The sequence below is a fragment of the Rothia sp. P7208 genome (assembly GCF_048512915.1).
Taxonomy (GTDB): domain Bacteria; phylum Actinomycetota; class Actinomycetes; order Actinomycetales; family Micrococcaceae; genus Rothia.
Window position 1 is genome coordinate 218174 of sequence record NZ_JBLXXW010000002.1, and the last position, 25596, is coordinate 243769.

Below are 25596 nucleotides of genomic sequence, written 5' to 3' on the forward strand. Positions count from 1 at the left end.
ATCTCTAGTCTCCTGTATTCGTTCCCAAACCGGACTTTTGAACGGTCAAAAGGAACTCAACATTTGATTGGGTTTCGCGTAGCTTTGAGGTGAGCACGCCAAGAGCCTGCTCTTGTTCCAGACCAGCAAGAACACGACGCAAACGCCACATAATCTTAATTTCTTCTGGTGAAAGAAGATTCTCTTCACGGCGAGTACCCGAAGAGGTAACATCCACCGCAGGGAAGATTCGCTTATCTGCCAGCTGACGAGATAGACGTAACTCCATGTTGCCAGTACCTTTGAACTCTTCGAAGATGACTTCATCCATCTTAGAACCAGTCTCAACCAATGCGGTGGCAAGAATGGTCAAGGAGCCGCCTTCTTCAATGTTGCGTGCTGCACCAAAGAATTTCTTAGGTGGGTACAGTGCCGCAGAGTCTACACCGCCAGAGAGGATACGACCAGAAGTCGGCGCTGAAAGGTTGTATGCACGTCCCAAACGAGTCATCGAGTCAAGTAGAACGACAACATCCAGGCCCTGTTCAACAAGGCGCTTTGCGCGTTCAATAGCGAGTTCAGCAACGGTTGTGTGGTCATCTGCGGGACGGTCAAAGGTCGAAGCAATCACTTCACCCTTGACAGTGCGCTGCATGTCGGTGACCTCTTCAGGACGTTCATCAACAAGCACCATCATCAAGTGAACTTCAGGGTTATTAGTCGTAATCGCATTAGCGATGGACTGAAGCATGAGAGTCTTACCTGCTTTAGGAGGTGAGACAATCAATCCACGCTGGCCTTTACCAATCGGTGCGATGAGGTCAACCACACGGGTGCCCAGTTTCTTCGCATCGGTTTCAAGACGTAGACGTTCTTGAGGGTATAGCGGGGTAAGTTTGCTAAAGTCACGACGGTTCTTTGAAGTTTCAGGGTCAAGACCGTTGATAGAGGTCAGCTGTAGTAGCGCGTTAAACTTTTGACGGTTGTTGTGCTTATCGTTTTCACGAGGAGCGCGGATAGCACCGACGATAGCATCGCCTTTACGTAGCCCGTATCGTTTGACTTGGTTCAAAGAGACATACACATCGGAAGGTCCGGGGAGGTATCCGGAGGTACGTACAAACGCATAGTTTTCGAGGACGTCTAAGATACCGGCGACAGGAACGAGTACATCGTCTTCGCTGATTTCTGGTTCGTCGTAATCATTGTGATGGCGTCGGTTGTTTCGGTTGCGACGTTCGTTTTGGCGTTCGCGTCGGTTGTTTCGGTTGCGTCCACGGCGGTCTTCATCAGGACCATGTGAATTTTCGCGCTCGCCGCGGTCGTTACGGTCACGGTCTCCACGCTCACGGTCACGGTCGTTACGGTCATGACGATTACGAGTACGCTTACGCTGAGGACGCTCATCATCCTCAAAACGTTCTGAACTCTCATCAGCAACAGAAACATCCTCAGCAGAAGTATTCTCTACCTCTTCAGAAGAAACATTCTTCTTCTCATCATGCTTCTGCTCAGAACCCTTACGGCGACGATCAGTACGAGTACGAGTACGGCGAGTAGTCTTCTCAGACTCCCCCGCCTCCCCATTCTCTTGCTCCTGAGCTGAAGATTCTTCAGAAGACGGTGAAAGGCTCTTCTCCTGAGCGTTACTGGAAGAACGACGACGTGTAGTTTTCTTTTCGCTCTTCTCGCTCTTTGACAGCTGAGCAGAATCTGCTTCACCCGCTTCGCTAGAAGTCTCTACCTCAGCAGCAGAAGATTCCTCAACCTTCTTTGCACCACGGACGGTACGCTTACGAGTAGTTTTTTGAGCTTTAGCAGGTTTCTGCTCTTGAGATTCAGCACTTTGCTCTTCGCGCTCAGCCATTGCACCACCACGCTGATGGTTAGAAATAGCTTCAACAAGATTAGATTTACGCATACGTCGTGCACCCGTAATACCTAGCTGTACTGCTAGAGATTGAAGCTGAGTAAGTTTGAGAGTGCTCAAAGACGGCGATTTAGTTTCCTCCGCACCAGCGGTACGGTCGGTAGTTTCAGCCAAGAAGGTTCCTTCCCCCTCGATATTCGAAATAAGATTCGGTAATGATCGGCACAACAGAATAAGTGCCAGACCAGACATCAGATAGCCCAGTGAATAGTTAACCCACATGCATCCGCACACACCACACACCGACATCGAAAAAGTTGGTGATAGGGCAGACACAATATTCCAAGAAAACAAGGAAAAGAGTTTCTCAAGAGAATGTCATGTGAAAGTTAGACGTCCAAGCGCACGGCTATGCACATGCTTGAAAACGCATACGAATCGTAAAGTCTTCCATTACAAAATATCAGCACTTTACAACATAAAACACGAAATAGCTGCTTCTTAGCTATCCCGCCTTGTGTCAAAGAAACACCATTTTTCTTCACCATAAGAGGTCAGATAACGGTTTCTTCTCCAGTAACTATAGCACCTTCTCGATCAATATCTACAGGTAATACACGCCAAAAAAGCTTTTCTGACCCATATTCGCCAATATCAGAACGCTCAAGGCCCTCAGCAATAGCATCCATCACCTCGCTACGCTCCGACATCGAACGGCCCAAAACCATCACCGTTGGTCCAGCACCAGAAATCACCGCACAGTACCCACGCTCACGCAAAAAACACACCAATTCATACGACGGACGCATCGCATCAGCACGATACTGCTGATGCAACAAATCCTCGGTCGCCGCAAAAAGATGCTCCGGATAAGCATGCAAAGATTGAGTCAATAACCCCGTACGCGCAGAATTTACCGCAGCATCACGATGGCTCACAACCTCCGGAATCAACACCCGAACACTAGCAGTAGACACCTCATACTCTGGAATCGCAGCCACCGGAAAAATTTCTTCATGCACAGCAACATTCAACGTATGCCACTGCCCCAACTCTCCATACGACAACGCAAAATTACCCTCTAAACAAGGAGCAACATTATCGGGGTGCCCCTCCATATCCGAACAAATCGTCAAAAGTTCGGCAGCACCCTTACGCAAAGACTCAGGCAACAACGCATTAGCCGCATACACACCAGAAACAATGGCAGCAGCAGAAGAGCCCAAACCCCGAGAATGAGGAATATTATTCTGCGCCCGAAGATGAAGGCCAGGCAACCCCTCTAAACCGACAGCCTCCCACAGCCTCATCATCGCACGAACCACTAGATGAGAACTATCACGAGGCACACTCTGAGAACCAGCACCACAAATATCAAATTCTAAGCCCTCAGAAATGCGAGTCACCTCCAACTCATCGTAATGACACAATGCCACACCCAACGAGTCATAGCCCGGGCCCAAGTTAGCGCTCGTAGCAGGAACACGAACACTAACGCGCCGACCCACCGGAATATAATCCGCCACGAAACCACGTGAAATACCAGAAGAAACAGGCATAGAAGTCATACTTTCTCCACAAAAACAACAGCACACAAGGAAAAATTACTCCCCTTCTACCGCCACAACAGAAATAATCTCGCGAACACTCTCAAGAGAATCCACAACAGCCATCGTCCGGCGTACCGAAATATCACTTGCACGGTGAGTAACCAAACGAATCACCGCAGAATCCCCCGAACGATCTTTCACCTGACGCACAGCCTGCAACGAAACCCCATGCTCAGCAAAAATACGCGAAACATTAGCCAGAACACCGAGCTTATCTTCAACCCGCAAACCAATAGCGAAACGAGTCACCACCTCGTCCATACCAACAGCACACAAACCAGCATAGGTAGACTCTGGGACGCCTGCTCCTCCAAGAACCATACGTCGCGCTAACGACACAAAATCACCTAACACGGCAGAGGCAGTCGGAGCACCGCCTGCACCAGGCCCATAAAACATCAGCTCACCGGCGTCACGAGCCTGAACAAACACCGCATTATACGCATCATGCACAGACGCTAAGGGATGCTCACGCGGAACAAGCGTAGGACTAACACGAATATTAATCCCCTCACCTTGACGCTCACAAATAGCCAAAAGTTTAATAACATACCCATCTAATGCGGCAGCCTGAACGTCCTCCGCAGTGATAGCACTAATACCCTCACAATGTACATCTGCCAGCGTAAACTCAGAATGAAACGCCAACGACGCCACAATTGCAGCCTTAGCAGCAGCATCAAGACCTTCAACATCAGCCGTCGGATCAGCCTCTGCATAACCAAGCTTTTGCGCCTGCGCTAAAGCATCAGAAAATTGCGCCCCAGTGGTATCCATCTGGTCAAGAATATAGTTAGTCGTCCCATTCATAATGCCCAAAACACGTTGAATCTGATCCCCCGCAAGAGAATCACGTAACGGACGCAGAATAGGGATAGCACCAGCAACAGCTGCCTCATACGAAAGCTGAGCACCGCTAGCCTTCGCTGCTGCTTGAAGCTCAGCACCATGCTGCGCCAATAAAGCCTTGTTGCCAGAGACCACAGACTTACCAGCGTTAAGAGCACGAAGAATACGAGTACGCGCCGGTTCGATACCGCCGGTAAGCTCAATCACAACATCCGCAGCGTCAATCAATGATTCCGCATCAGTTGTATACAACGATGCAGGAGCATTCCAATCACGAGAACTCGTTACGTCACGTACAGCAATACCAATAAGCTCAATATCAGCGCCGATACGCTGTCCTAAGGAAACAGCGTCCTCTAAAAGAATACGAGCAACTTGAGAACCAACAGTACCCGCTCCTAAAAGGGCTACCTTAATCTTTTTCATCGGGTACAACTCACCAATCTTTCTATGGATAAGGGGTGTATCGTCTCCTTCCCCCATCACAGGAGAGAAGCGCTCATCAACTATCGTTATTCTTGCAGGTTCTACAAAAGAACGCACGCCTTAGCTTAGAGATATCCAAGCGTTACGGCAGTGCGTTCTTTTATGTCGTTATATGAATCAACATCAACTATTGTGTTATTCCTACATCATAAGAAAGCATCTCATCTTCGCTTTGACCGCGAACAATCACAGAAGGCTCTCGATCAGTCGCTGTAGAAACCACCGGCGGACGCGTCAAATAGTTGTAGTTTGAGCTCAACGCATAGCAATACGCGCCAGTTGCCGGAACAGCCAACATGTCGCCGGCACGGATATCTTGCGGAAGATAAACATAACGCACCACAACATCTCCCGATTCGCAATGCTTACCGACCACACGAGAAAGCACCTGCTCCCCCATGGGAGCACGATTCGCTAAAACTGCCGTATAGTCTGCTTCATACAAGACTGGACGAGCGTTATCACTCATACCGCCGTCTACCGACACATACCGGCGGACACGCGTCTGACCATTCTCGTCTTCAACAGCAACGTCTTTGACCGTTCCTACCGTGTATAAAGTCATTCCAGAAGGACCAGAAATAGAACGTCCCGGTTCAAAACTCATATGAGGAATAGCCATCGACAGACGCTCACACGTTTGCGCAATAGAATCTGCTAGTTCTTGAGCAATATGTGCAGCTTCACGCGGAGTATCTGAGCAGGTGTACCCAATACCGTAACCACCACCTAAGTCAAGCTCAGCAAGGTTGATACCTAGATGCTGATTCAGATATTGCATATATTCAAGCACCTTTGTGGCAGCAGCGATAAAACCATCTGCCTCAAAAATTTGCGACCCAATATGGCAATGCACACCACGAAAATCAAGGTGTTGGCTTTGATGAGCTAACACCGCTGCAACCGTGGCATAAGAATCTTCTTGACCGATACCCAAACCGGTTAACGTCTGCGAATCTAACCCGCTCAGTTCAGCTGTCCCAGACACCAACGACTGACCAAATTTTTGATCTTCGTGTGCGGTTGCAATGAAATCATGAGTTGAGGCATGAACACCAGGAGTCAAACGCAAAAGTACCGGCGCAATAACACCCATCGACTCAGCAATCCGAGCAATCTGCTGAACTTCAGGCACAGAATCAGCGACGATACGACCAACACCGTACTCTAGAGCACGACGAATCTCAGCGTCAGACTTGTTATTACCGTGTAAAGCAACTTTATGTGCCGGCACACCGGCACGGATAGCTAAAGCGAGTTCCCCGCCCGAAGCAGTATCAAGGTAAAGCCCTTCGTCATCTGCCCAGTGAGCAACAGCGCTACATAGAAAAGACTTACCAGCATAGTAGATAGATACCGGCGCCCCGACTGCTTCAAAAGCTTGCTCAAAAGCAACTCTAAAGGTGCGAGCGCGCCGACGAAAAACAGACTCCGAAAAAACGTATTGTGGGGTGCCAAAACGTTCACGCAGCTGTTCAACCGGTGTTCCGTCGACGAGTAGTTCGCCAGATTCTGCCCGTGAAAAGTTTTGCTCCCAAATGGTAGGTTCAAGAACTTCTGGGTGTTCGGGCACTTGTAACCATGACGGCGCGTAGAGAGGTGTTTGGTCGCTCACGTTACATTCTTTCTGGTGCGGTTACACCCAGCAGGTATAACGCATTGTGAAGCACCTGTGCGGTGGCGTTGTTAAGGAGCAAGCGACTGCTATGTACGGCGGTAATTTCTTCGTCACCACGTGGTGCGACACGTGAAGCACCGTACCAGCGGTGGTATGTTCCAGCCAATGTTTCAACGTAACGTGCTACACGGTGAGGTTCGCGGAAGAGCGCTGCTTCTTTGACGGTGTTACCGTATTCTCCGAGCACGCCAAGGAGCTGAGCGTCGAGTTCAGAGTCAAGCGCTTGCGGGTCAAAGAGGTCGGTGTTCACCCCAGCAAGTTCTGCGTTACGTGCGACAGCGCAGGTACGAGCGTGTGCGTATTGAACGTAGAATACGGGGTTTTCGTTGCTCTGCTTGGTGAGTAGATCAAGGTCAATATCAATGTTTGAATCTACAGAGTATCGTGTCAGTGTGTAGCGTGCGGCGTCTACTCCAACTGCTTCGACGAGGTCTTCAAGGGTAACGATGGTTCCGGCACGTTTAGACATACGTACAGGTTTTCCATCTTTGACGAGATTGACGAGCTGACCAATCATCACTTCGACGCGACGTGGATCATCGCCAAGTGCGGCGGCAGCAGCTTTAAGACGTGCAGTGTACCCGTGATGGTCTGCACCAAGCATGTAAATGGCGATGTCTGCGGGGTTTTGTGCACGGTGAATCTTATCTTGGAAGTAGGCGATATCTCCGGCGATATAGGCGGCGTTCCCGTCAGATTTGATGACGACGCGATCTTTATCGTCACCGTAATCGGTAGATTTGAGCCACCATGCACCATCAGCAAAGTACAGGTTTGATGATTCTTTGAGCTTTTCGAGGAGCTCATCGACTTTTCCAGATTCGAAGAGGGAGTTCTCGTGGAAGAACACATCAAATTCCACACCAAACTCTTTCAGAGAGCGTTTGATTTGGGAGAACATGAGTTCGACGCCTTCAGCGCGGAACACTTCTTGGGGGTCTTCACTCTCAAGAGCATGAGGACGAGTTTTGAGAATGTCCTGAGCAATTTCAGAGATGTAGTTTCCACCGTAACCGTCTTCGGGTGCAGGTTCGTTCCGTGCGGAAGCAAGAAGGGAACGTGCGAAACGGTTAATCTGGTTGCCGTGATCGTTGAAGTAGTATTCTCGTACAACGTTTGCGCCTTGAGCTTCAAGAATACGTGCAAGAGAATCTCCTACCGCAGCCCAACGGGTACCACCAAGATGGATAGGTCCAGTGGGGTTAGCGGAAACATATTCGAGGTTAATGGTTTTTCCGGCGAGGGTGTCGTTGTGTCCGAAGGCTTCTCCAGCTGTGACGATGGTGCGTGCAAGTTCTCCTGCGGCACCTGCTTCGAGGACAATGTTTAAGAATCCAGGGCCTGCGATGTCTACTGATGCGACACCTGAAATATCTGATATGGGTTGAGCAAGAATCTGTGCAACTTCTCGAGGATTTTTACCCACTTTTTTAGCAAGTTGCAGAGCGATATTGGTCGCCCAGTCGCCGTGTTCACGGTTCTTTGGTCGTTCCACTTTAACAGTGGGAAGTTGCTCTTCACCGTTGAGGGTTAGTTCACCAGCGTTAACGGTGTTAGAGAGGATTTGTGCAATTGCCGTTGAGAGTTCTTCAGGTGTCATGCTGATAAGTTTACCTAAAAGTATCGGTGAGCCAAGTTTCTCTATAGGGTAAATCGTAGATTCGGCGTCTCCTCCCCACTTTTAGATGTTTTGTGTTGTTGATATTGCACCTAAATTGTTCATCGCAAATATCGTCTTCCTCGGGTGCTTCTGGTATCGTGGATAGTCGTTGCATCCATCGTCCGTAGACGATGTAGCACCGTGCCCCCGTAGCTCAGTGGATAGAGCACCAGTTTCCGGAGCTGGGTGTCGAAGGTTCGAATCCTTTCGGGGGCACTTTTTTCTTCCCCAAAGATACCTCGCCACCACAAAAAACTATTCGACGTGATTCATCGTTACAAAGAATCAAGGTTACAAAGAACAAAGCCATTACGGCTTCTACCGCCCCACTGTGAACATCACCTAAAGTTGCGTACCCATGTCTGAGAAAAAAACTTCGCCTCAAGCCCCTTCTTTAAGCGCTCTTGCCGCTACTATTCATCACGCCCCGACCCGTATGAGCAGCTCATCGGCACAAGAGTCACACAAGAACGTTCATCGTTCATCTCGCGGTACAAGTAAATCTGGTGCCCCAAAGAATACACGGCGTTCCCGCCGTTCATCATCGCAGGGGGCAAAGCAGCCGCCAAAGCCGCGGCGAGTTATTGCATCAGAAAGTATCACCTACCCTGCAGACCTTCCAGTTTGTACGCAACGACAAGAAATCATCGATGCCATTCGCTCTCACCAAGTTGTGATTGTTGCTGGTGAAACTGGTTCAGGTAAAACAACTCAGCTACCTAAAATTTGTTTAGAAATGGGATTAGCAGAATACGGCATGATTGGGCATACTCAACCACGACGTATTGCAGCGCGCTCGGTAGCAGAGCGTATCGCCGAAGAGTTAGGTGAAGAGCTCGGTCACACCGTCGGTTATCAGGTACGTTTCACCTCACAGGTGAGCGATACTTCTGCCATCAAATTAATGACTGACGGTATCCTCCTTGCAGAGATACATCACGATAAGCTGCTAACAAAGTATTCTGTTATCATCATCGACGAGGCGCACGAACGTAGTCTTAACATCGATTTTATCCTCGGGTATCTCAAACAGATTCTTCCCAAACGGCCAGATTTGAAGGTGATTATCACCTCGGCAACTATTGACCCAGAACGTTTTAGCCGACACTTTTGTGCAGAAGAGCTCAGCGCCGACGACGAGCTACCCCCTCATGCGCCACCAATTATCGAAGTCTCGGGAAGAACCTACCCTGTTGAAATCAGGTATCGCCCGTTATCGGAAGAGGCAGAACACCCTGACGAAGACTCCGAAGACCTAGCAACAGAAGATAGAGACCCTATCGACGGTATTCTCGACGGCATCGTTGAGCTATCACGTGAAGGGAACGGGGATATCCTCATCTTTTTCGCCGGAGAACGAGAGATTCGAGATGCTCAAGAAGCTATTGAACAGCTTATCCGTAACACCCCTCAACTGCCCCGCTACGAAGTTTTACCGTTATATGCTCGGCTCTCTTTAACAGAGCAAAATCGTATTTTCCGTACCGGTTCAAAACCTCGTATTGTACTGGCAACAAACGTAGCAGAGACATCGCTAACAGTACCGGGTATCACCTATGTGATTGATACGGGCACGGCAAGAATCTCACGATACTCAGCACGCACCAAAGTTCAGCGTCTACCGATTGAAAGAATCTCTCAGGCAAGTGCACGGCAGCGTTCTGGTCGTAGTGGCCGTACCAGTGCCGGTATTGCGATACGTCTCTACTCTGAAGAGGATTTTCTTTCACGCCCAGAATTCACAGACCCCGAGATTCTACGCACTAACCTCGCCGCCGTCATCCTCAATATGAGCGCTATGGGTGTAGTTCAGTCCATTGGGGATATTGAGCGTTTCCCATTTGTGCAGAAACCTGAGAATCGAGCCATCAACGACGGCGTCGCCTTATTGAGAGAGCTCGGCGCATTAAGCATGAAACATTCTCATAGCCGACGTCGTGGTTCCTCACCACTGACCGCTATTGGGCGTGCCATGTCTAAGCTTCCTTTAGACCCGCGTTTGAGCCGTATGATAGTTGAAGCTCAAAAACGTGGATGTGCTAAAGAGATGATGGTTCTTGCTGCTGCATTGACCATTCAAGACCCTCGAGAACGTCCCTACGAACAACGCGCACAAGCAGATACTTTCCACCGCCGTTTTGTCGACGATAACTCTGATTTTTCCAGTTTCTTACTGTTATGGCAGTATCTGCATGAGCAGCAAGAAGAACTTTCCTCATCACAGTTTAGAAAGCTTTGTCACCGCGAACATATCAACTTTTTAAGAGTTCGAGAATGGCAAGATCTCTTTGCGCAGCTACGCGATATTGCCCAAGAAGCAAAGATTAAGGTCAGCGCTGGGCGCATCATTGAGCCGGCAGCGCATGAAGAGAATTTGCACAAGAGTGTTCTTTCGGGTTTGCTCTCTCATATCGGGTTAAAAGATGAGCGCACACGCGGAGAATATCGTGGAGTCAGAGGAACACGTTTCCATATTTTCCCTGCTTCGTCACTATTCTCAAAAAAACCAGAATGGGTGGTTGGTGCAGAACTTGTAGAAACATCAAAACTATGGGCTCGAACCAACGCCAAAATATCCCCAGAATGGGCGGAAGAAGTCGGCTCGCACCTCGTTAAACGACAATATGATGACCCTCATTGGTCGGCTGCTGCTGGTGCCGTCCTCGCTCACGAGAAAGTAACATTACTGGGGTTGCCTATTATTGCTGACCGTAAAGTTCAGTACTCTCGTATTGACCCAGAATTATGTCGCGAGATATTTATTCGCTCAGCACTTGTTGAAGGCGACTGGAAGACACGACATCGTTTCTTCAAACGCAATCAGCGTGCTTTAGCCGATATTGAAGAGTTAGAGACTCGTCTTCGACGACGAGATTTACGTGTCGATGACCAAGCTCTCTTTGATTTCTACAACCAGCGTATTCCTGCCCATGTGGTCTCAGCACGACATTTTGATCGGTGGTGGAAAGAAGAACGTACTCGCAACGAACACCTTCTCGATTTTTCGACTGACCACCTCATTGACCAAGAAGCAGCCGATTACGATGAAAGCCAGTTCCCCCGAACGTGGACCGTTACCACAGACGGTGGTGAGCTACACCTCGATTTACGATATGAGTACGCCCCTCACCCCGTCGATACGGCATCATCTGCGCATACTGATGGTATTGCGGTGCAGATACCGTTACTCTTTTTGAACCAGCTCACCCCAGAACCTTTCCAATGGCTTATTCCCGGTCTTCGTGAAGAACTCGTCACAGCATTAATTCGTTCATTACCAAAACAGATTCGCAAGAATTTTGTTCCAGCACCAGACGTTGCTCGCCAGGTCATAAAACTTTTAGACGAAGATTTTTCTCCGATAGAAGATGTTTTTGACCAGTCCGTGGCGCGGTGTCTTAAACAGTTGCGTTCAGTGCCTGTGCAGCCCGAAGACTTTGATCAGCAGAAGATACCTGAACATCTACGTTTCACGTTCCAGGTGCGTAATCATCAGAACGTTATCGTAGGAGAAGGAAAAGATCTTCTTGCTTTGCAAAGCTCTCTTCATGAACAGGTACGAAACGCGTTAGCCCAGTCATTAGGAGCTAGTGTTGAGGATATTTCGGCACTTACTGCTCTAGGCAAAACGGCTCATACGGTTGCACAGTCTTCAGTGCCCAAGCCATCGCCACAGAAGAAAGCTGGCGCTGAGAGCCAAGGAGATTCGACAGCTTCTGATAGTTCAGTTCGTGAACGTTCAGGTCTGTTGCACTGGCCAGAAGAAGATTTTCCGCGAACAATAACTCGCACTATTGCAACCCAACAGGTTACGGGGTATCCGGCTCTTACCGATCAGCACAAGAGCGTTGGTTTGCAGATTTTTTCACAGGAGGTGGAGGCCTGCTCCTCACAACGTCAAGCGGTCATACGGCTTCTAAGTCTTGAGTTACCGTCGGTAGTTCGTTATGTTAGCGATCATCTTTCGCATCAGGAGAAACTGATTTTTACCCAGAATCCGCATGGTTCGGTAGATCAGTTGGTTCAAGATTGTTTAGCAGCTGCTATCGATTATCTCACCCCAGAAAACCCGCCATGGACGAAAGCTGAGTATCAGATACTTTATGATCGTGTACGAGCCGATTTAATAGATACTGTCTTTGAGGTTACGAAGCTTGTTGCGGATATTCTTCGTGAGTCTACTGCTGTACAGAAAATGTTAAAGAAGGCTACCTCTTTATCGGTCATCCATGCTGTGAGCGATATGAAATCTCAGCAGGAGAATCTTGTTTACCCGGGGTTTGTCGCTCAAACGGGGTATCAGCATTTAGCGCATATTCCGCGCTATCTTCAAGGTATTTCACGCCGTCTTGAAAAGTTGGGGTCTCAGCTACATCGAGATCATCAGCAGATGCTCATTGTACAAGAACTCGAAGATGCCTATGATGAGGCAGTTAAATCTTTACCAGCTGGTACGCACGTTACCCAAGAGTTAAAAGATGTTGGTTGGATGACCGAAGAGCTACGCATCAGTTTCTTTGCACAAAATTTGGGCACAGCATATACGGTCTCCGAAAAACGTATCAAAAAAGCTTTACGTGAGGCGTTAGAAAAATCCTCTCGAAACTAGCTCATCCACGGTTGTACCGGTTCGTGCTGTGGGGTGTGGGTAAAACTAGTGTCAGTTTTACCCACACCCCACAGCATATGGACGTGAGTTATTCTGCTAAGGCCTCACGTAAGGACTGTGCATGTTGTCCTAGTTCTTCTGGCGGAACGTCACGTTGGATAGCTTCGGGTGAGAAGTCTGCCATGCTATTGGCAGGGTATACGTGAAGGTGAGTATGCGGAACTTCAAAACCAGCAATCATCAAGGCGCTACGTTCTGAGTCAAATACTGTACGTTGAGCTTGTGCAATTTTCTGTGCCACAGCAAAAAGATGGTTACGTAGACCATCGGGCAAGTCGACCCAATGGTTTATTTCTTCTCGAGGAACGACCAGCGTATGTCCAGGGTTCACTGGTTCAATCGTCAAAAATGCTGCGCATTGGTCATCTTCATAGACGATGTGTCCAGGTAGTTCGCCGGTCATAATTTTTGTAAAGATGGTGGTCATCAGGTGTTCTGCCTTTCTTTGAGCAGTTCGTCAAAACTTTAGGAGATTTCTACACTCTCTTTGGGTTCAAGTAACGAAAATTCTGTTCCATACCGTGCGGCAAAGTTCTTCGTGTGTGTGCCAATCATGGTTCGGCCAGAATCTGCTAACAAAGAATCATGAATTTGGTAGGCACGTGGAGCACGTACTGAAGCCACAAAGTCAATAACCTCACCAATTTTATTCCACGGTGCGTGGATCGGAACAAGGAGCGTTTTAACGTTGACTCCATCAGGAACAACAAAATTGTCACCGGGGTGGTATAAGTTATCGTTGATAAAGTACCCAACGTTGGGAATCATTGGGATGAGCGGATGAATCAACGCATGCTGACCACCAAATGTTTTGATATTAAAACCGTCAAGAGTGATGCTTTCTGCACCAGCTACAGCCTGTATCTGGGAGTTAGGTAGGGTGCGAGACATCTGTTCTGCAACAGGCGCCGGCGCGTAGATACGCACCTCAGGATGTTCTTGAAGATAAGGGTCAACACGTTCAGGGTCATAATGGTCAGGATGCCCGTGGGTAATCAATAAATAGTCGGCGCCCTCGAGAGCTTCAGGTACTTCCGAGAAGTTTCCGGGGTCAAGAACTAGTGTTTTTCCTTCGTGTTCAAGACGAACACAAGAATGAGTGTATTTCGTAAGTTTCATGTATCCACCCTAATATGAGTGTGCTTTATAGTCTCTCAGATTATTCTAGAGATGGGGATAAATATCGTAATATAGCGTATCTATATCCCCTAGTGTAAGGTGTTGAAAGTATATTTTCGGTGATATGAAGGGCTAGAGCATGATGGCTGAATCTCAGACCGCTAAACCTGAGGTGCGTAATACAAAGCAGCGTCGCATTGTTAAAGCAACGTTAGAGGGCTTAGATGATTTTATCTCAGCGCAAGAATTACATATGCTCATGGTCTCACGTCAAGAGTCTGTTTCTTTAGCAACAACGTACCGTATTTTGCAATCTTTAGCAGAATACGGTGAGGTGGACGTACTCAAAACCGAAGATGGAGAATCTATCTACCGTAAATGCGAAGTAGAACATCACCATCATCATTTACTCTGCCGCCGTTGCGGCGCTGCAGTTGAGTTAGAAGCGCCTTCTATTGAGGATTGGGCCACAGCTGTCGGTGCACAATACGGTTATACAGATATCGACCATGTTATTGAAGTAACCGGTGTTTGTTCCTCATGCCAGAAGAAAGACCTCCCCTAGCAGAGTTCTCGTTTTATACGATATTTATACCCGTGATGGTACGCTCACGGTTCTACGTCCAGAGCCACTATAACGGCGGCGTACTGCGCTGATAGCACGGCTGACGAGATACAAGATAAAGGAAATGCTTGTAACGTATGGGCTAATCGGTAAAGAGCCAGCAAGCGCAAGCATAATGCCACCAACAATAGATATCTCGGCAAAAAGAATAGATAATGCTAACGCTTTTAACGGGTTAGCGCTTAGTTGCAAAGCTGCAGCAGCAGGAGTAATCAGTAGCGCTAGCACCAGTAGAGACCCTACAATCTGCACAGATAGAGCAACTGCGACTCCTAAAACTAGCATAAAAACCATTGACAAAAATTGCAGTGGTACGCCTTTAGCACGAGCAACGTCAGGGTCTAAAGAAGCAAAGGTGAGAGGCCTCCAGATAGCAATAAGAATACCGATAATAAAGATGGCGCCCACTATCATGTAGTTCAGTTGTGACTCATCAACAGAAACAATTTGTCCGGTCAGAAGAGAAAACTTGTTACCAGAACGTCCAGGGTATAAGGACAAAAATAAGATGCCCATTCCTAACCCAAATGGCATCAATGCACCAATAACGGAGTTTGTACTATGTGTTTTCGAACCGAGTACGCCCATCAATAAGGCAGAGAGCACTGAGCCAACAAGAGATCCGGTGACGACGTTATATCCCAGCAGGAGAAACAGCGCTGCACCGGCGAATGACATTTCAGCGATACCGTGAACGGCGAATGCGTGGTCACGCATCATGACGAAGGTGCCAACAAACCCTCCAATGAGTCCTAGTACTGCACCTGCCAGAATAGAAGGCATGAGCAGTTCAACCAGTTCTCCATACCTGTCGAAAACAAAGATTTGTGAGAACAGGGAGGAACTATATGCAAGAGTGGTGATCATGAAAGTTCTCCCGAGTTAGTGCAATGGGTGTGTTCTTCAACGGTTGCCCCTGGCGCATGGTTTTCTCCACCAACGACGATATATCGTCCATTTGTTTTGATGACGCTCACCGGAGTCTGATAGAGGTTGGTCAGCACTTCACTGCGCATGACTTCTTCGACTGTTCCAATCGTAAAACGCCCGTTAGCAAGGTAGAGGACCCTATCAACATGATCAATAATGGGGTTTATTTCGTGGGTTACGAAAATGACAGTCCCTTGCTGTTGGCGATTATATTGGTGGATGAGTTCAGCAACAGCGTATTGATGGTTTAAGTCAAGAGAAAGTAGGGCTTCATCGGCGAGAAGAATTTTTGGGTTATGTGCGAGTGCTTGGGCTATGCGGATACGTTGTTGCTCACCGCCAGAGAGTAATCCTACGGGAACGTTTGCGTATTCTTCTGCGCCGACAGCTTCTAAAAGTTCTTCGACTCGTGCTTGTACTTTTCGCCGCCCGTGGGTCAGTATTCCCCAACGGTGCCCGTCGATACCTAAACGAACAACGTCACGGGCACGTAACGGGGTGTGTGCCGGCATCATTTTTTGTTGTGGAATATATCCGACGCCGGGGTGTCCGGTGCGTGCTGGGGAACCAAGGATGCTGATTTTTCCTTGGCTGAGGATTTCTAGTCCCAAAACAACTTTGAGGAATGTTGATTTTCCGGAGCCGTTGGGTCCAAGTACTGCAAAGTATTCTCCTTGTTCAACTGTGAGGTCAAGGTCTTTCCAGAGAGTTCTTTGCCCGTAGGAAAGTCCGCCTCCGCGAATGGTGATAGCAGTCTTAGAGGCGGACTTTGTGATGTTGTTGTGCATATTTTTAGGAAGTTAGCGATTCTTTGATGTTCTCAATGTTTTCTTTCATCCAACCTAGGTAGTCTTTCCCTTCAGGTAGGGTTTCGGTGAATGATACATGAGGAATCTGTGCTTCCTGAGCGTCTTTGAGCAGTTCTTCTGTTTGTGGTGAAGAGGTCTGTTCATTATAGGCGAAGAATCCAACCTGTTTTTCTTGGAGTTCTTCTTTAACCTGGTTCATGATTAATGGTGCAATGTCGCTACCGGATTCTACAGCTGAGGTTAGTTCTGAAGGTGTTGCGTCAGAGAATCCTGCCATGGTGAGTAGGTATCCGGGGACAGGTTCTGTTGCAATATATTTTTTGCCTTCAGCATTAATTCCTCGAGTTTGTGAGATGAGTTCTCCCAACTCTGATTTAAATTTTCCGGCTGCTTGGCGGTATTGTTCAGCGTGCTCGGGTGCTTCTTCTGCGAGGTCTTCTGCGATAGCTCCCGCAAGTTTTTGCATGGCCACAAAGTCATACCAGACGTGCTCGTTAAAGTCCCCGTGATGGTGGTGATGGTGTCCGTGCTCGTCGCCGTGTTCGTGGTCATGCTCGTCGCCGTGTTCGTGGTCATGCTCGTCGCCGTGTTCGTGGGCGTGGTCATCGCCGTGTTCGTGGTCGTCGCCGTGTTCGTGGTCGTCGCCGTGTTCATCATCTTTATGAAGACCAGAAATCTCAACAGCATTCAGCACTTTCTGATCTTTATCATCTTGACCAGCCATATTTTCAAGGAACTGATCGTAGCCACCACCGTTAAGCACCACCAACTGCGCATCTTTAACACTCAAACGGTCAGCACTAGTTGCCTCATAAGAATGAGGATCCTCGCTCGTTGAGTTAATAAGAGGAGTTACCTCGACAGTATCCCCACCAATACTCTCAACAATATTTGCATACACATCAGTGCTCGTCACAACTTTAATAACGCCTTTTTCGGAGTTCTTCGCCGACTCTTCATTCTTTTCGACGGTGTTTGAGCACGCGCTCAAACTAAGTGACGCAATAGAAAGAAATGCCATTCCTGTCAAAAACTTTTTCATAGTGAAAGCTCCAAACTCTATAAACCTCTGAAAATGGTTCTCATTTAGCATACTCTATTATCAGCTAAACATTGCTCATCACAACGAGTACTACATCACTTTTACTCCCACACCCCTCACCAACATATAGCAAAAGGGGTAAACCACTACTGGTCTACCCCTTAAACTTTTATACCAACTTACGAACGACGCGAAGACATATCACGCTTACGCACATGTTCCTGAGTCGTATCTCTAATCTCACCTACAAGCTGTTCTAAAACATCTTCCAAGAACAACACACCACACGACTCCCTATCTGGAGTCGCAACATGTGCCACATGACAGCTCTTACGTTGCATCACAGCAAGAGCATCATCAATTTCCATCGACGGAGGAACAACCGACATCGGCCGAATAGACCCCCACGGTATAGCCTCCTTACGGCGCTCCCCCACCACTGACAACGCATCTTTAACATGCACATACCCCAGATACGGGCCACCCTCTGACGATTCAATCAAAAACCGAGAATAACCAGTATGAGCAACAGCGCGCTCAATATCTTCAGGAGTACTCGAACGAGGTAACGTCACAACAGTAGAAGGCAGAATCATAATCTCCGAAACCTTCTTCTCAGAAAACTCTAACGCCCCAGAAAGCACACCCGAACCGTCAGCAACAGTTCCTTCAGCCGTCGACTCTGCAACAATATTCTGCAACTCATCCAACGTAAAAGTAGAAGATACCTCGTCCTTCGGCTCAACCTTCATCGCCTTAAGCGCACGGTCTGCAATGCTATTTAAAAACCAGACAATAGGCCCAAAAAGCTTTGAAAACCATACCAAAGGTGGAGCAATCCACAAAGCTACCCCCTCAGCCGCCAACGACACCGCAGCATTCTTAGGAACCATTTCACCAAGAATCACATGCAAAAACGTCACCAACACCAAAGCAAGCAAAAACCCTAAAGTATCCGCCACAGCAAGAGGAACACCCCAATGCTCCAACGGGCCAGCAACCATATGGTGCAAAGCAGGCTCAGAAACGTTAAGAATCAACAACGAACAAACAGTAATACCCAGCTGACAGGTTGCCAACATCAAGGAAACGTTTTCTAACGCATAAAGGACCGTTTGCGCTCGCTTATTACCAGCTTGCGCTAAGGGCTCTACCTGAGAACGACGGGTAGACATAATCGCAAATTCACCGGCAACAAAGAAAGCGTTACCAGCTAGAAGCAGTACTAAAAGCAACATTGCGGTAATATCATTCATTATTTTTTACCCTCGTTAGCAGCTGCCAAAGTAGTTTCACGGTAGGAATCTTGCGGGATAAAACGAATCCGGTCTACTCGCCGCTGTTCCATCGCCTCAATTTTAAAAGAGCCCTGCTCGACAGCAAGACTATCTCCCACCTTGGGGATACGCCCCAGACGATCCATCACATATCCGCCCATCGTTTCGTAGGAGGCGTCGTCCTCGATATGGAGAATGTTAATATACTCGTTGAGTTCGTCCGGTCGAAGTAGCCCCGAGAACAACCAGTCTCCGTTACTGAGCATGAGCGGTCTGTCTTCGGTTTCAAGAAGCTCATGTTCGTCAGATACTTCTCCAACGATCTCTTCGATGAGGTCTTCTAAGGTAGCCATGCCAGCGGTTCCCCCATATTCGTCTAAGACGATAGCTAACTGGAGTGCACCATTGCGTAGCTGTAACAGTAAAGAATCTAGATGAACAGTCTCAGGAACTTGAAGTATATCTTCCATCAAAGTTCCCGCTTGCAGAGTTTCACGAATTTCAAGAGGAACACTTACCGCACGTTTAATGTGAACAACACCCACAACATTATCTTGGTCTCCTCGATAGAGAGGAAAACGCGAGTATCCTGTTTCGCGTGCAGCTTTGACGACGTCAGCAACACTAGCAACGTCTTCTAGCATGACGACTTTACGTCGTGGTGTCATCACGTCTGCAGCGGTGAGTTCAGCAAATGAAAGAGTTTTATCAACAAATCGCGCAGTGTCAGAATCCAATACGCCTTGTTCAGCTGAACGTCGCACCATAGAAGAAAGTTCTTCAGGTGAGCGAGCGCCAGAAAGTTCTTCTTTCGCTTCCATCCCAAAGAGGTGAAGAATTTTATTGGCAGAGCCGTTCATCAACCGCACGAAAGGCGAGATGATTTTGGTGAAAACTAGTTGTGCGGGGGCTAATGCGCGAGCCACTTTGTAGGCTTCGGCGATGGCGAGGTTCTTGGGGATGAGTTCGCCGAGAATCATCGAAAGTAAGGTGGCAATGGCCATCGCAAAAATGAGTGTGAGAATATTTGCCAGGCTATCAGGTAATCCCCACGATGAAATGGTGTCAACAACGAGGCTCTTCATCGCGTAGTCAAGTGTGTAACCGGTAAGCAGTGTCGTGATGGTGATACCAATCTGACAGCTTGAAAGCTGTGTAGAAAGCGATTTGAGGCAACGGAGTACTTTTTCGCCTCCAGAATCACCGCTATCGATTTCTTTTTGTACGGTGGATTGGTCCAGCGCAACGAGGGAAAATTCTACGGCAACAAAGAAACCTGTACCAAGGATTAGTAGAAGCCCTAGTAAGAGTAATATCCACTCCATCTCTAACGCACCACCGGCTTCATTGCACGGGCGCTTTGAGATAGTAGGGCCAGATGATGGGCTTTAAAATATTGGTCGCTCATAGTGTTATATTCCAGCGTGAAAACGTCGGTCATATATCTATGGCGATAACTAGAAGGTTCGTCCATGACACAAGATTCTACCAAAGCAGTTGTCTTAAGATTGTTGAGAACATCCATTCTGTTTCAAAGTGAGAGGTAGCTATCTACTTGAGGAAACAGAGCATACATACACGTTCAATATGCACCAGTTCACATTTTATTGCGAAATGATTAGCGTCAAGGTGGAAAGTTCAGGTAAAAAATTACTAAACTGAGTTGAAGCACACACCGCCAAGGTTTTTGGTGGTGTAAGCATCCCACAATACAACAGTGAGAAACCACCACTGACACTTCAAAACCTTTGAGGTTTTAGCGCGAGGCTCTCGCTGCTCTGTATGAAACATGACACTTATGGAAGAGGCGTAGAGACTGTGCCCACACTGCCAGAGCACCACGTGCCCGAAGAATTTGCTGGCAACGAATGGCTCGTAGAAGAGTTGTTTGAACAATACCAGCACGATAAAAACTCAGTATCACAAAGCTGGTGGCCTATTTTTCAGGCAATGCAGGCTGAACAAACGAACACCACCCCAGCTCAAACAACTCAAAAACCAGTAGCACAAGCTCCTGCCGCTACACCATCTCACCCCACACAACGTGCTACAACACCAGCACCAGCTGCTTCCCGTCCCACACCTCAAGCAACTAAAAAACTCCCCCATAAGACAACAACTGAACCTGCAAACGACGCCCCCAAAGAGGACAAAGAAGTTCCTTTGCGAGGACCAGCAAAAGCAGTTGTCACCACGATGGAAGAATCGCTAAGCGTCCCAACTGCAACGACGGTTCGAGCAGTGCCAGCAAAGCTTCTGATTGATAACCGTCTGGCCATTAACGAGTACCTTAAAAGAACTCGTGGCGGAAAAATTTCTTTCACGCACATCATCGGTTATGCCGTTATCCGAGCCGCTGTTGCGTTACCTTCAATGAACGTCCTCTACGGAACGAACGATAAAGGTAAGCCTGTTGCTATCCACCCAGCACATATTAATTTTGGTTTAGCCATCGATATTCCTCGCCCTGACGGCTCACGAAACCTCGTCGTACCCAACGTCAAAGGCGCCGAAGAACTTAGCTTCAGCGAATTTTGGGAAGCCTATGACGACATCGTCAAACGAGGTCGTAACGGGCAACTAAGCGTCCAAGATTTTCAAGGCACAACCATCTCATTGACAAACCCCGGCGGTATTGGAACAGTCCATTCTGTGCCACGTCTTTCCAAGGGCCAAGCATGCATTATTGCAGCTGGTGCACTCGATTACCCTGCCGAGTACCGCGGCTCATCAGAAAAGACTATCGCCCAACACGGCGTCTCTAAAATTTTGACCCTTACCTCCACCTATGATCACCGCGTTATTCAAGGTGCCGGATCAGGTGAATTCCTACGACAGATTGAACACTATCTGCTCGGCGGAGACGGATTCTACGACCAAATCTTTGAAGACCTCCGCATCCCCTTTGAACCAGTTCGTTGGGCAGTAGATAACCAAGTAGACCCTTCAGCGGAAGTATCTAAAGTTGCTCGTATTCAGCAACTCATCCACGCATACCGTGTACGCGGACACCTCATCGCCCAAACTAACCCGCTCGGCTATGAGATGCTCTCACACCCCGACCTACGCATCGAAAATTACGGTCTCACTCTTTGGGATCTTGACCGTATCTGGCCAACAGGCGGTTTTGGCGACAAGGATTCGCTCACTCTACGAACCATTCTCCACCTCCTCCGCGAAGCGTATTGCTCCACGATGGCGGTTGAGTATATGCACATCGAGAACCCACAAGAGCGTCATTGGTTCCAAGACCACCTTGAGCACGGGTACACCAAACCATCACGAGAAGAACAGTTCCGTGTTCTTGCGAAGCTCAACGCAGCAGAAGCATTCGAAACGTTCCTTCAAACCAAATACCTTGGGCAGAAGCGTTTCTCTCTCGAAGGTGGAGAGTCACTCATTCCTCTGCTAGATTCTGTCATCTCCGAAGCCGCCAACGCCGGACTCTCTGGTGTTGGTATCGGCATGGCACACCGTGGACGCCTCAACGTTCTCGCAAATATTGCTGGAAAGTCCTACGCACAAATTTTCCGTGAGTTTGATGGGGAGCTTGATCCTCGTCTCAGCGGCAGCTCCGGTGACGTCAAATATCACCTCGGCACCGAAGGTATTTTCAGCTCTGACGACGGTAACCAAACGCAAGTCTATTTAGCAGCCAACCCTTCACACCTTGAAGCCGCAAATACGGTACTTGAAGGCATCGTCCGAGCAAAACAAGATGTTCTTGAAGAACACGGCATCACAGGTTTCCCGGTGCTACCTATTCTCGTGCACGGTGACGCTGCATTTGCTGGTCAAGGTGTTGTGATGGAGACACTACAGATGTCCCAGCTTCAGGGGTATACCACAGGCGGCACGGTTCATATCGTTGTTAATAATCAGATTGGTTTTACCACCTCGCCTGATGATGGACGTACTGCCACCTACTCAACGGATATTGCTCGCATGGTCCAAGCACCTATTTTCCACGTCAATGCAGACGACCCTGAAGCGGTAGTTCGTGCCGGACAAATGGCTTTTGAATACCGCCAGATGTTCCATAAAGATGTTGTTATCGACCTCATCTGTTACCGTCGTCGTGGACATAACGAAGCTGATGACCCGTCAATGACTCAGCCTAAGCTCTACCACGAGATTAATTCTCATGAGTCGACCCGTAAACTCTACACAGAAGCTCTTGTTGGACGTGGAGATATCTCCCATGACGAAGCCGAACGAGTACGTAAAGATTATCAAGACCTTCTCGAACAAATTTTCACGGAAACTCACGCAGCGTTAGCGTCCACAACGCCTTTGGTCACTGCTGATGCGGCAGCAGTATCTAATATTGAACGCCCCGCCGCTCAACAAAGTGAAGATGATGTTCGTGTACCGGGCTCAACCGCTGTTAGCACTGAAGTCATTGAACGTATTGGTGCGTCTTTTGTCGCTTTCCCCGAAGGTTTCACCCCTCATAAGAAGCTCAAAAAGCTGATGGAACAGCGTCAAGCGATGGCTACAGACGGTGGTATTAACTGGGGCTTTGGTGAGCTGGCAGCTTTTGGTTCATTGTTGTTAGATGGCGTTGATGTGCGCATGTCTGGTCAAGATGTTCAGCGTGGCACTTTCGTACAACGACACACTGTCTTACATGATGTGCACAACGATAGTGAATGGAACCCACTACAGCATCTGTCCAGCACCCAAGGACGTTTTAGCATCTATAATTCTCTGCTCTCCGAATACGGAGTTCTTGGTTTTGAGTACGGTTATTCGGTAGAACGCCCTGATTCCTTAGTAGTCTGGGAAGCCCAATTTGGTGACTTCGCTAATGGTGCACAAACCATTATTGATGAGTTTGTTAGCTCTGCAGAGCAGAAGTGGGCGCAGCGTTCTTCACTCGTATTACTTCTACCGCACGGTTTTGAAGGTCAAGGCCCAGATCATTCTTCGGCACGTCAAGAACGTTATTTGCAACTTTGTGCAGAGAACAATATGACGGTGGCTATTCCTTCAACACCTGCTTCGTACTTCCACCTATTACGGCGTCATGCACTATCTCGCCCGCATAAACCGCTTGTTGTCTTCACGCCAAAACAGCTATTGCGTCTCAAGGCAGCGAACTCTTCGGTGGAAGATTTCACGCAGGGTAGCTTCCAGCCGGTCTTAGCAGATACTGCAGGGTTGAGTCCTCAGGATGTTAAGCGTGTGGTGTTTGTCAGTGGACGTCTCTATTACGATCTTGAAGCAGAACGTGCCCGACGGGCAGACCGCACCACTGCAATTATTCGTGTAGAACAGCTCTATCCTTTGCCGTTAGAAGAGATTCAGGCTCAATTAGCTCAGTATTCTCAGGCAGAAGATATTGTGTGGGCTCAAGATGAACCAGCTAATCAGGGTCAATGGCCGTTTATAGCGTTATACCTGTTGCCAGAGATTGGGTATCGTATGCGGTTGGCTTCTCGTCCAGCTGCTGCGGCTCCTGCTGCTGGTACAGGTAAACGCCATACGGCGGAGCTTGATAGCCTCATCGAAGATGTTTTTGACAGCTAAACATATCTGTCAGTCGATGAGACACGTCCTCAAGGTGTGTTCTGAAGCCTGCGGATAAGTAGCAAAAATGCCATCAGAATAGTATTTTCTGGTGGCATTTTTGTTCTTTTTCAGGTTCTTTTTCTCAACTCACCTCTATTTAGAACACAGAAGTGCGTATAGAGTTTATTCTTAGTAACAAGAAAGTGAACCTCTAAAGAGGTTTACGCCCATAGTTTTGACAGAAAGATTCTTGTGGATCAGCGAAATATTCGATTAGTTGCCGTTGGTGACGACCTCTTAGCTGGCGTAGGCGATCCGCGTGCGCTGGGCTGGTTTGGTCGTGTTCTTGCCCGCACACCTCAGCACACTGCAAAGGTTTCTGCATATAACCTTGCTGCCCCTGGGGAAGGTTCTGAACTGCTTAACGCACGTTGGTTTGATGAAGCTAGCCGTCGTTTTGCTCAAGGTGCAGATAACCGTTTGGTGATTGCACCTTCTACCTACGATATCGACCTTGATATTACAAGTGCGCGAAGCCGTTTGAACTTGGCAAATATGGTAGATATGGCTTCCCAAAACAATGTGAAGGTTTTGGTTGTAGGCCCTCCTCCATCCTTAGATACTGAACGTAACCGTCGTATCGCCGACCTCAACGCTGCGTATGCTGATGTTGTGACCCGCCGCAATCACGTCTACGTTGATACTTTTAACCCACTTTTGCACCATGAGCAGTGGCGTAATGACTTAGCGGCTAATGACGGGCGCCCCGGGCAGTCTGGTTACGGTCTTATTGCGTGGCTTGTCCTCCATCGTGGCTGGTATAACTGGTTGCAACTACCAGAACCTATCTAAACCACGTTATACCCCCGCTTTTGCCTCTTGAGAGAATATGTGATGTTCTTTTCCTTAAGAACATTCTTCGTCTGAGGTGCATTTAGCGGTGGAGTATGCCAAAATAGAAAACGGTGTCTCTTGTTGAGACAGGACATAAACACAAGATTTTCTTAAATCATTTGTGTTGAACTTTTATAAGGAGGCTCTCATGAGCAAGCGCGGTCGTAAGCGCAAGGACCGTCGTAAGGGCGGCGCAAACCACGGTAAGCGCCCCAACGCATAAGGTACCTTGATACTTTTCAGCTCCTCAGCTTATTACAAGCTGAGGAGCTGTCGTTTAAGCTGACACAGCAGATACCACTTTCGCGCGGATTCTATTCAGATTTTTCGGAGCATTCAAGGATATGCCCCTGTTTGAGGTTATTGATAGTCCCTAGAATACGAGCTTTTAAATCAGACGGTGCGCTCTGCCGGCAAGAACGTTTCACCACAGAACGAATCACGCACTCAAGATCGTATTCTTGTGCACAATCGTGGCATTCTGCTAAATGATTTTGCAGTTCTTGCAAATCTTCGCAGGAAAGAGCGCCATCAAGGTATTCGTAAATTCTAGTGAGTTTTTCGGAACAAGAAGAGTGAGACATC

General features: G+C 48.1%; 19 protein-coding genes and 1 tRNA gene. 6 read left to right on the forward strand and 14 right to left on the reverse strand.

Going from position 1 to position 25596, the window contains the following annotated elements:
- Positions 1-4 precede the first annotated feature (4 nt).
- The 5 genes from rho to argS all read right to left on the reverse strand — a co-directional run bounded on the left by rho (position 5) and on the right by argS (position 8072).
- Entirely contained in the window at positions 5-2101 is a 2097-nt protein-coding gene (rho, locus tag ACN084_RS04240) for a transcription termination factor Rho (protein ID WP_419106039.1), read from the reverse strand.
- Positions 2102-2403: 302 nt separating this feature from the next.
- Complete coding sequence (gene thrB, locus ACN084_RS04245; RefSeq protein ID WP_419105993.1) at positions 2404-3417, reverse strand: homoserine kinase; 1014 nt, start codon at positions 3415-3417, stop codon at positions 2404-2406.
- 36 nt (positions 3418-3453) lie between these two features.
- Positions 3454-4734: a homoserine dehydrogenase gene (locus ACN084_RS04250; protein WP_419106040.1), complete on the reverse strand. Its 1281-nt coding sequence runs from the start codon at positions 4732-4734 to the stop codon at positions 3454-3456.
- A gap of 187 nt (positions 4735-4921) precedes the next feature.
- Positions 4922-6409, reverse strand: coding sequence for a diaminopimelate decarboxylase (gene lysA / locus ACN084_RS04255; RefSeq protein WP_419105994.1), 1488 nt, complete (start codon positions 6407-6409; stop codon positions 4922-4924).
- Position 6410: 1 nt separating this feature from the next.
- On the reverse strand, positions 6411-8072 hold the full coding sequence (gene argS, locus ACN084_RS04260) for an arginine--tRNA ligase (RefSeq protein WP_419105995.1): 1662 nt from the start codon (positions 8070-8072) through the stop codon (positions 6411-6413).
- A 203-nt stretch (positions 8073-8275) separates the two neighbouring features.
- On the opposite strand from argS, the gene ACN084_RS04265 reads away from it, so the two are divergent.
- Together ACN084_RS04265 and hrpA are read left to right on the forward strand one after the other, a co-directional pair.
- Positions 8276-8348: transfer RNA gene (locus ACN084_RS04265), tRNA-Arg, on the forward strand.
- Between the two features lie 142 nt (positions 8349-8490).
- Complete coding sequence (gene hrpA / locus ACN084_RS04270; protein WP_419105996.1) at positions 8491-12741, forward strand: ATP-dependent RNA helicase HrpA; 4251 nt, start codon at positions 8491-8493, stop codon at positions 12739-12741.
- 88 nt (positions 12742-12829) lie between these two features.
- On the opposite strand, the gene ACN084_RS04275 is transcribed toward hrpA, so the two are convergent.
- Both ACN084_RS04275 and ACN084_RS04280 read right to left on the reverse strand, forming a co-directional pair.
- Positions 12830-13228, reverse strand: coding sequence for an HIT family protein (locus tag ACN084_RS04275; RefSeq protein WP_419105997.1), 399 nt, complete (start codon positions 13226-13228; stop codon positions 12830-12832).
- 38 nt (positions 13229-13266) lie between these two features.
- On the reverse strand, positions 13267-13920 hold the full coding sequence (locus ACN084_RS04280; protein ID WP_419105998.1) for an MBL fold metallo-hydrolase: 654 nt from the start codon (positions 13918-13920) through the stop codon (positions 13267-13269).
- Between the two features lie 139 nt (positions 13921-14059).
- Between ACN084_RS04280 and ACN084_RS04285 the strand changes: the two genes are divergently transcribed.
- Positions 14060-14485, forward strand: coding sequence for a Fur family transcriptional regulator (locus ACN084_RS04285; RefSeq protein ID WP_419101492.1), 426 nt, complete (start codon positions 14060-14062; stop codon positions 14483-14485).
- Between the two features lie 24 nt (positions 14486-14509).
- Here ACN084_RS04285 and ACN084_RS04290 read toward each other — a convergent pair whose 3' ends face one another.
- The 6 genes from ACN084_RS04290 to ACN084_RS04315 all read right to left on the reverse strand — a co-directional run bounded on the left by ACN084_RS04290 (position 14510) and on the right by ACN084_RS04315 (position 20077).
- On the reverse strand, positions 14510-15412 hold the full coding sequence (locus tag ACN084_RS04290; RefSeq protein ID WP_419101493.1) for a metal ABC transporter permease: 903 nt from the start codon (positions 15410-15412) through the stop codon (positions 14510-14512).
- Positions 15409-16263 (reverse strand): metal ABC transporter ATP-binding protein, encoded by an 855-nt coding sequence (locus tag ACN084_RS04295; protein ID WP_419101494.1) that lies wholly within the window; start codon positions 16261-16263, stop codon positions 15409-15411. Before ACN084_RS04295 ends, ACN084_RS04290 begins: the two co-directional genes overlap by 4 nt.
- A 4-nt stretch (positions 16264-16267) precedes the next feature.
- Positions 16268-17326, reverse strand: a complete 1059-nt coding sequence (locus tag ACN084_RS04300; RefSeq protein WP_419105999.1) for a metal ABC transporter solute-binding protein, Zn/Mn family — start codon at positions 17324-17326, stop codon at positions 16268-16270.
- 179 nt (positions 17327-17505) lie between these two features.
- On the reverse strand, positions 17506-18582 hold the full coding sequence (locus tag ACN084_RS04305; protein ID WP_419106000.1) for a hemolysin family protein: 1077 nt from the start codon (positions 18580-18582) through the stop codon (positions 17506-17508).
- On the reverse strand, positions 18582-19928 hold the full coding sequence (locus tag ACN084_RS04310; protein ID WP_419101497.1) for a hemolysin family protein: 1347 nt from the start codon (positions 19926-19928) through the stop codon (positions 18582-18584). Before ACN084_RS04310 ends, ACN084_RS04305 begins: the two co-directional genes overlap by 1 nt.
- A gap of 2 nt (positions 19929-19930) precedes the next feature.
- On the reverse strand, positions 19931-20077 hold the full coding sequence (locus tag ACN084_RS04315; protein WP_419101498.1) for a hypothetical protein: 147 nt from the start codon (positions 20075-20077) through the stop codon (positions 19931-19933).
- Positions 20078-20421: 344 nt separating this feature from the next.
- Here ACN084_RS04315 and ACN084_RS04320 point away from each other — a divergent pair, with 344 nt between their 5' ends.
- The 3 genes from ACN084_RS04320 (at position 20422) to ACN084_RS04330 (ending at position 25234) form a co-directional block, all read left to right on the forward strand.
- Complete coding sequence (locus ACN084_RS04320) at positions 20422-24135, forward strand: multifunctional oxoglutarate decarboxylase/oxoglutarate dehydrogenase thiamine pyrophosphate-binding subunit/dihydrolipoyllysine-residue succinyltransferase subunit (protein WP_419106001.1); 3714 nt, start codon at positions 20422-20424, stop codon at positions 24133-24135.
- Between the two features lie 234 nt (positions 24136-24369).
- Complete coding sequence (locus ACN084_RS04325; RefSeq protein ID WP_419101500.1) at positions 24370-24969, forward strand: GDSL-type esterase/lipase family protein; 600 nt, start codon at positions 24370-24372, stop codon at positions 24967-24969.
- Between the two features lie 190 nt (positions 24970-25159).
- Positions 25160-25234, forward strand: coding sequence for a 50S ribosomal protein bL37 (locus ACN084_RS04330; RefSeq protein ID WP_095343185.1), 75 nt, complete (start codon positions 25160-25162; stop codon positions 25232-25234).
- 91 nt (positions 25235-25325) lie between these two features.
- Here the strand turns inward: ACN084_RS04330 and rsrA are convergent, their stop codons facing one another.
- Entirely contained in the window at positions 25326-25595 is a 270-nt protein-coding gene (gene rsrA / locus ACN084_RS04335; RefSeq protein WP_419101501.1) for a mycothiol system anti-sigma-R factor, read from the reverse strand.
- Between the last annotated feature and the right edge of the window lies 1 nt (position 25596).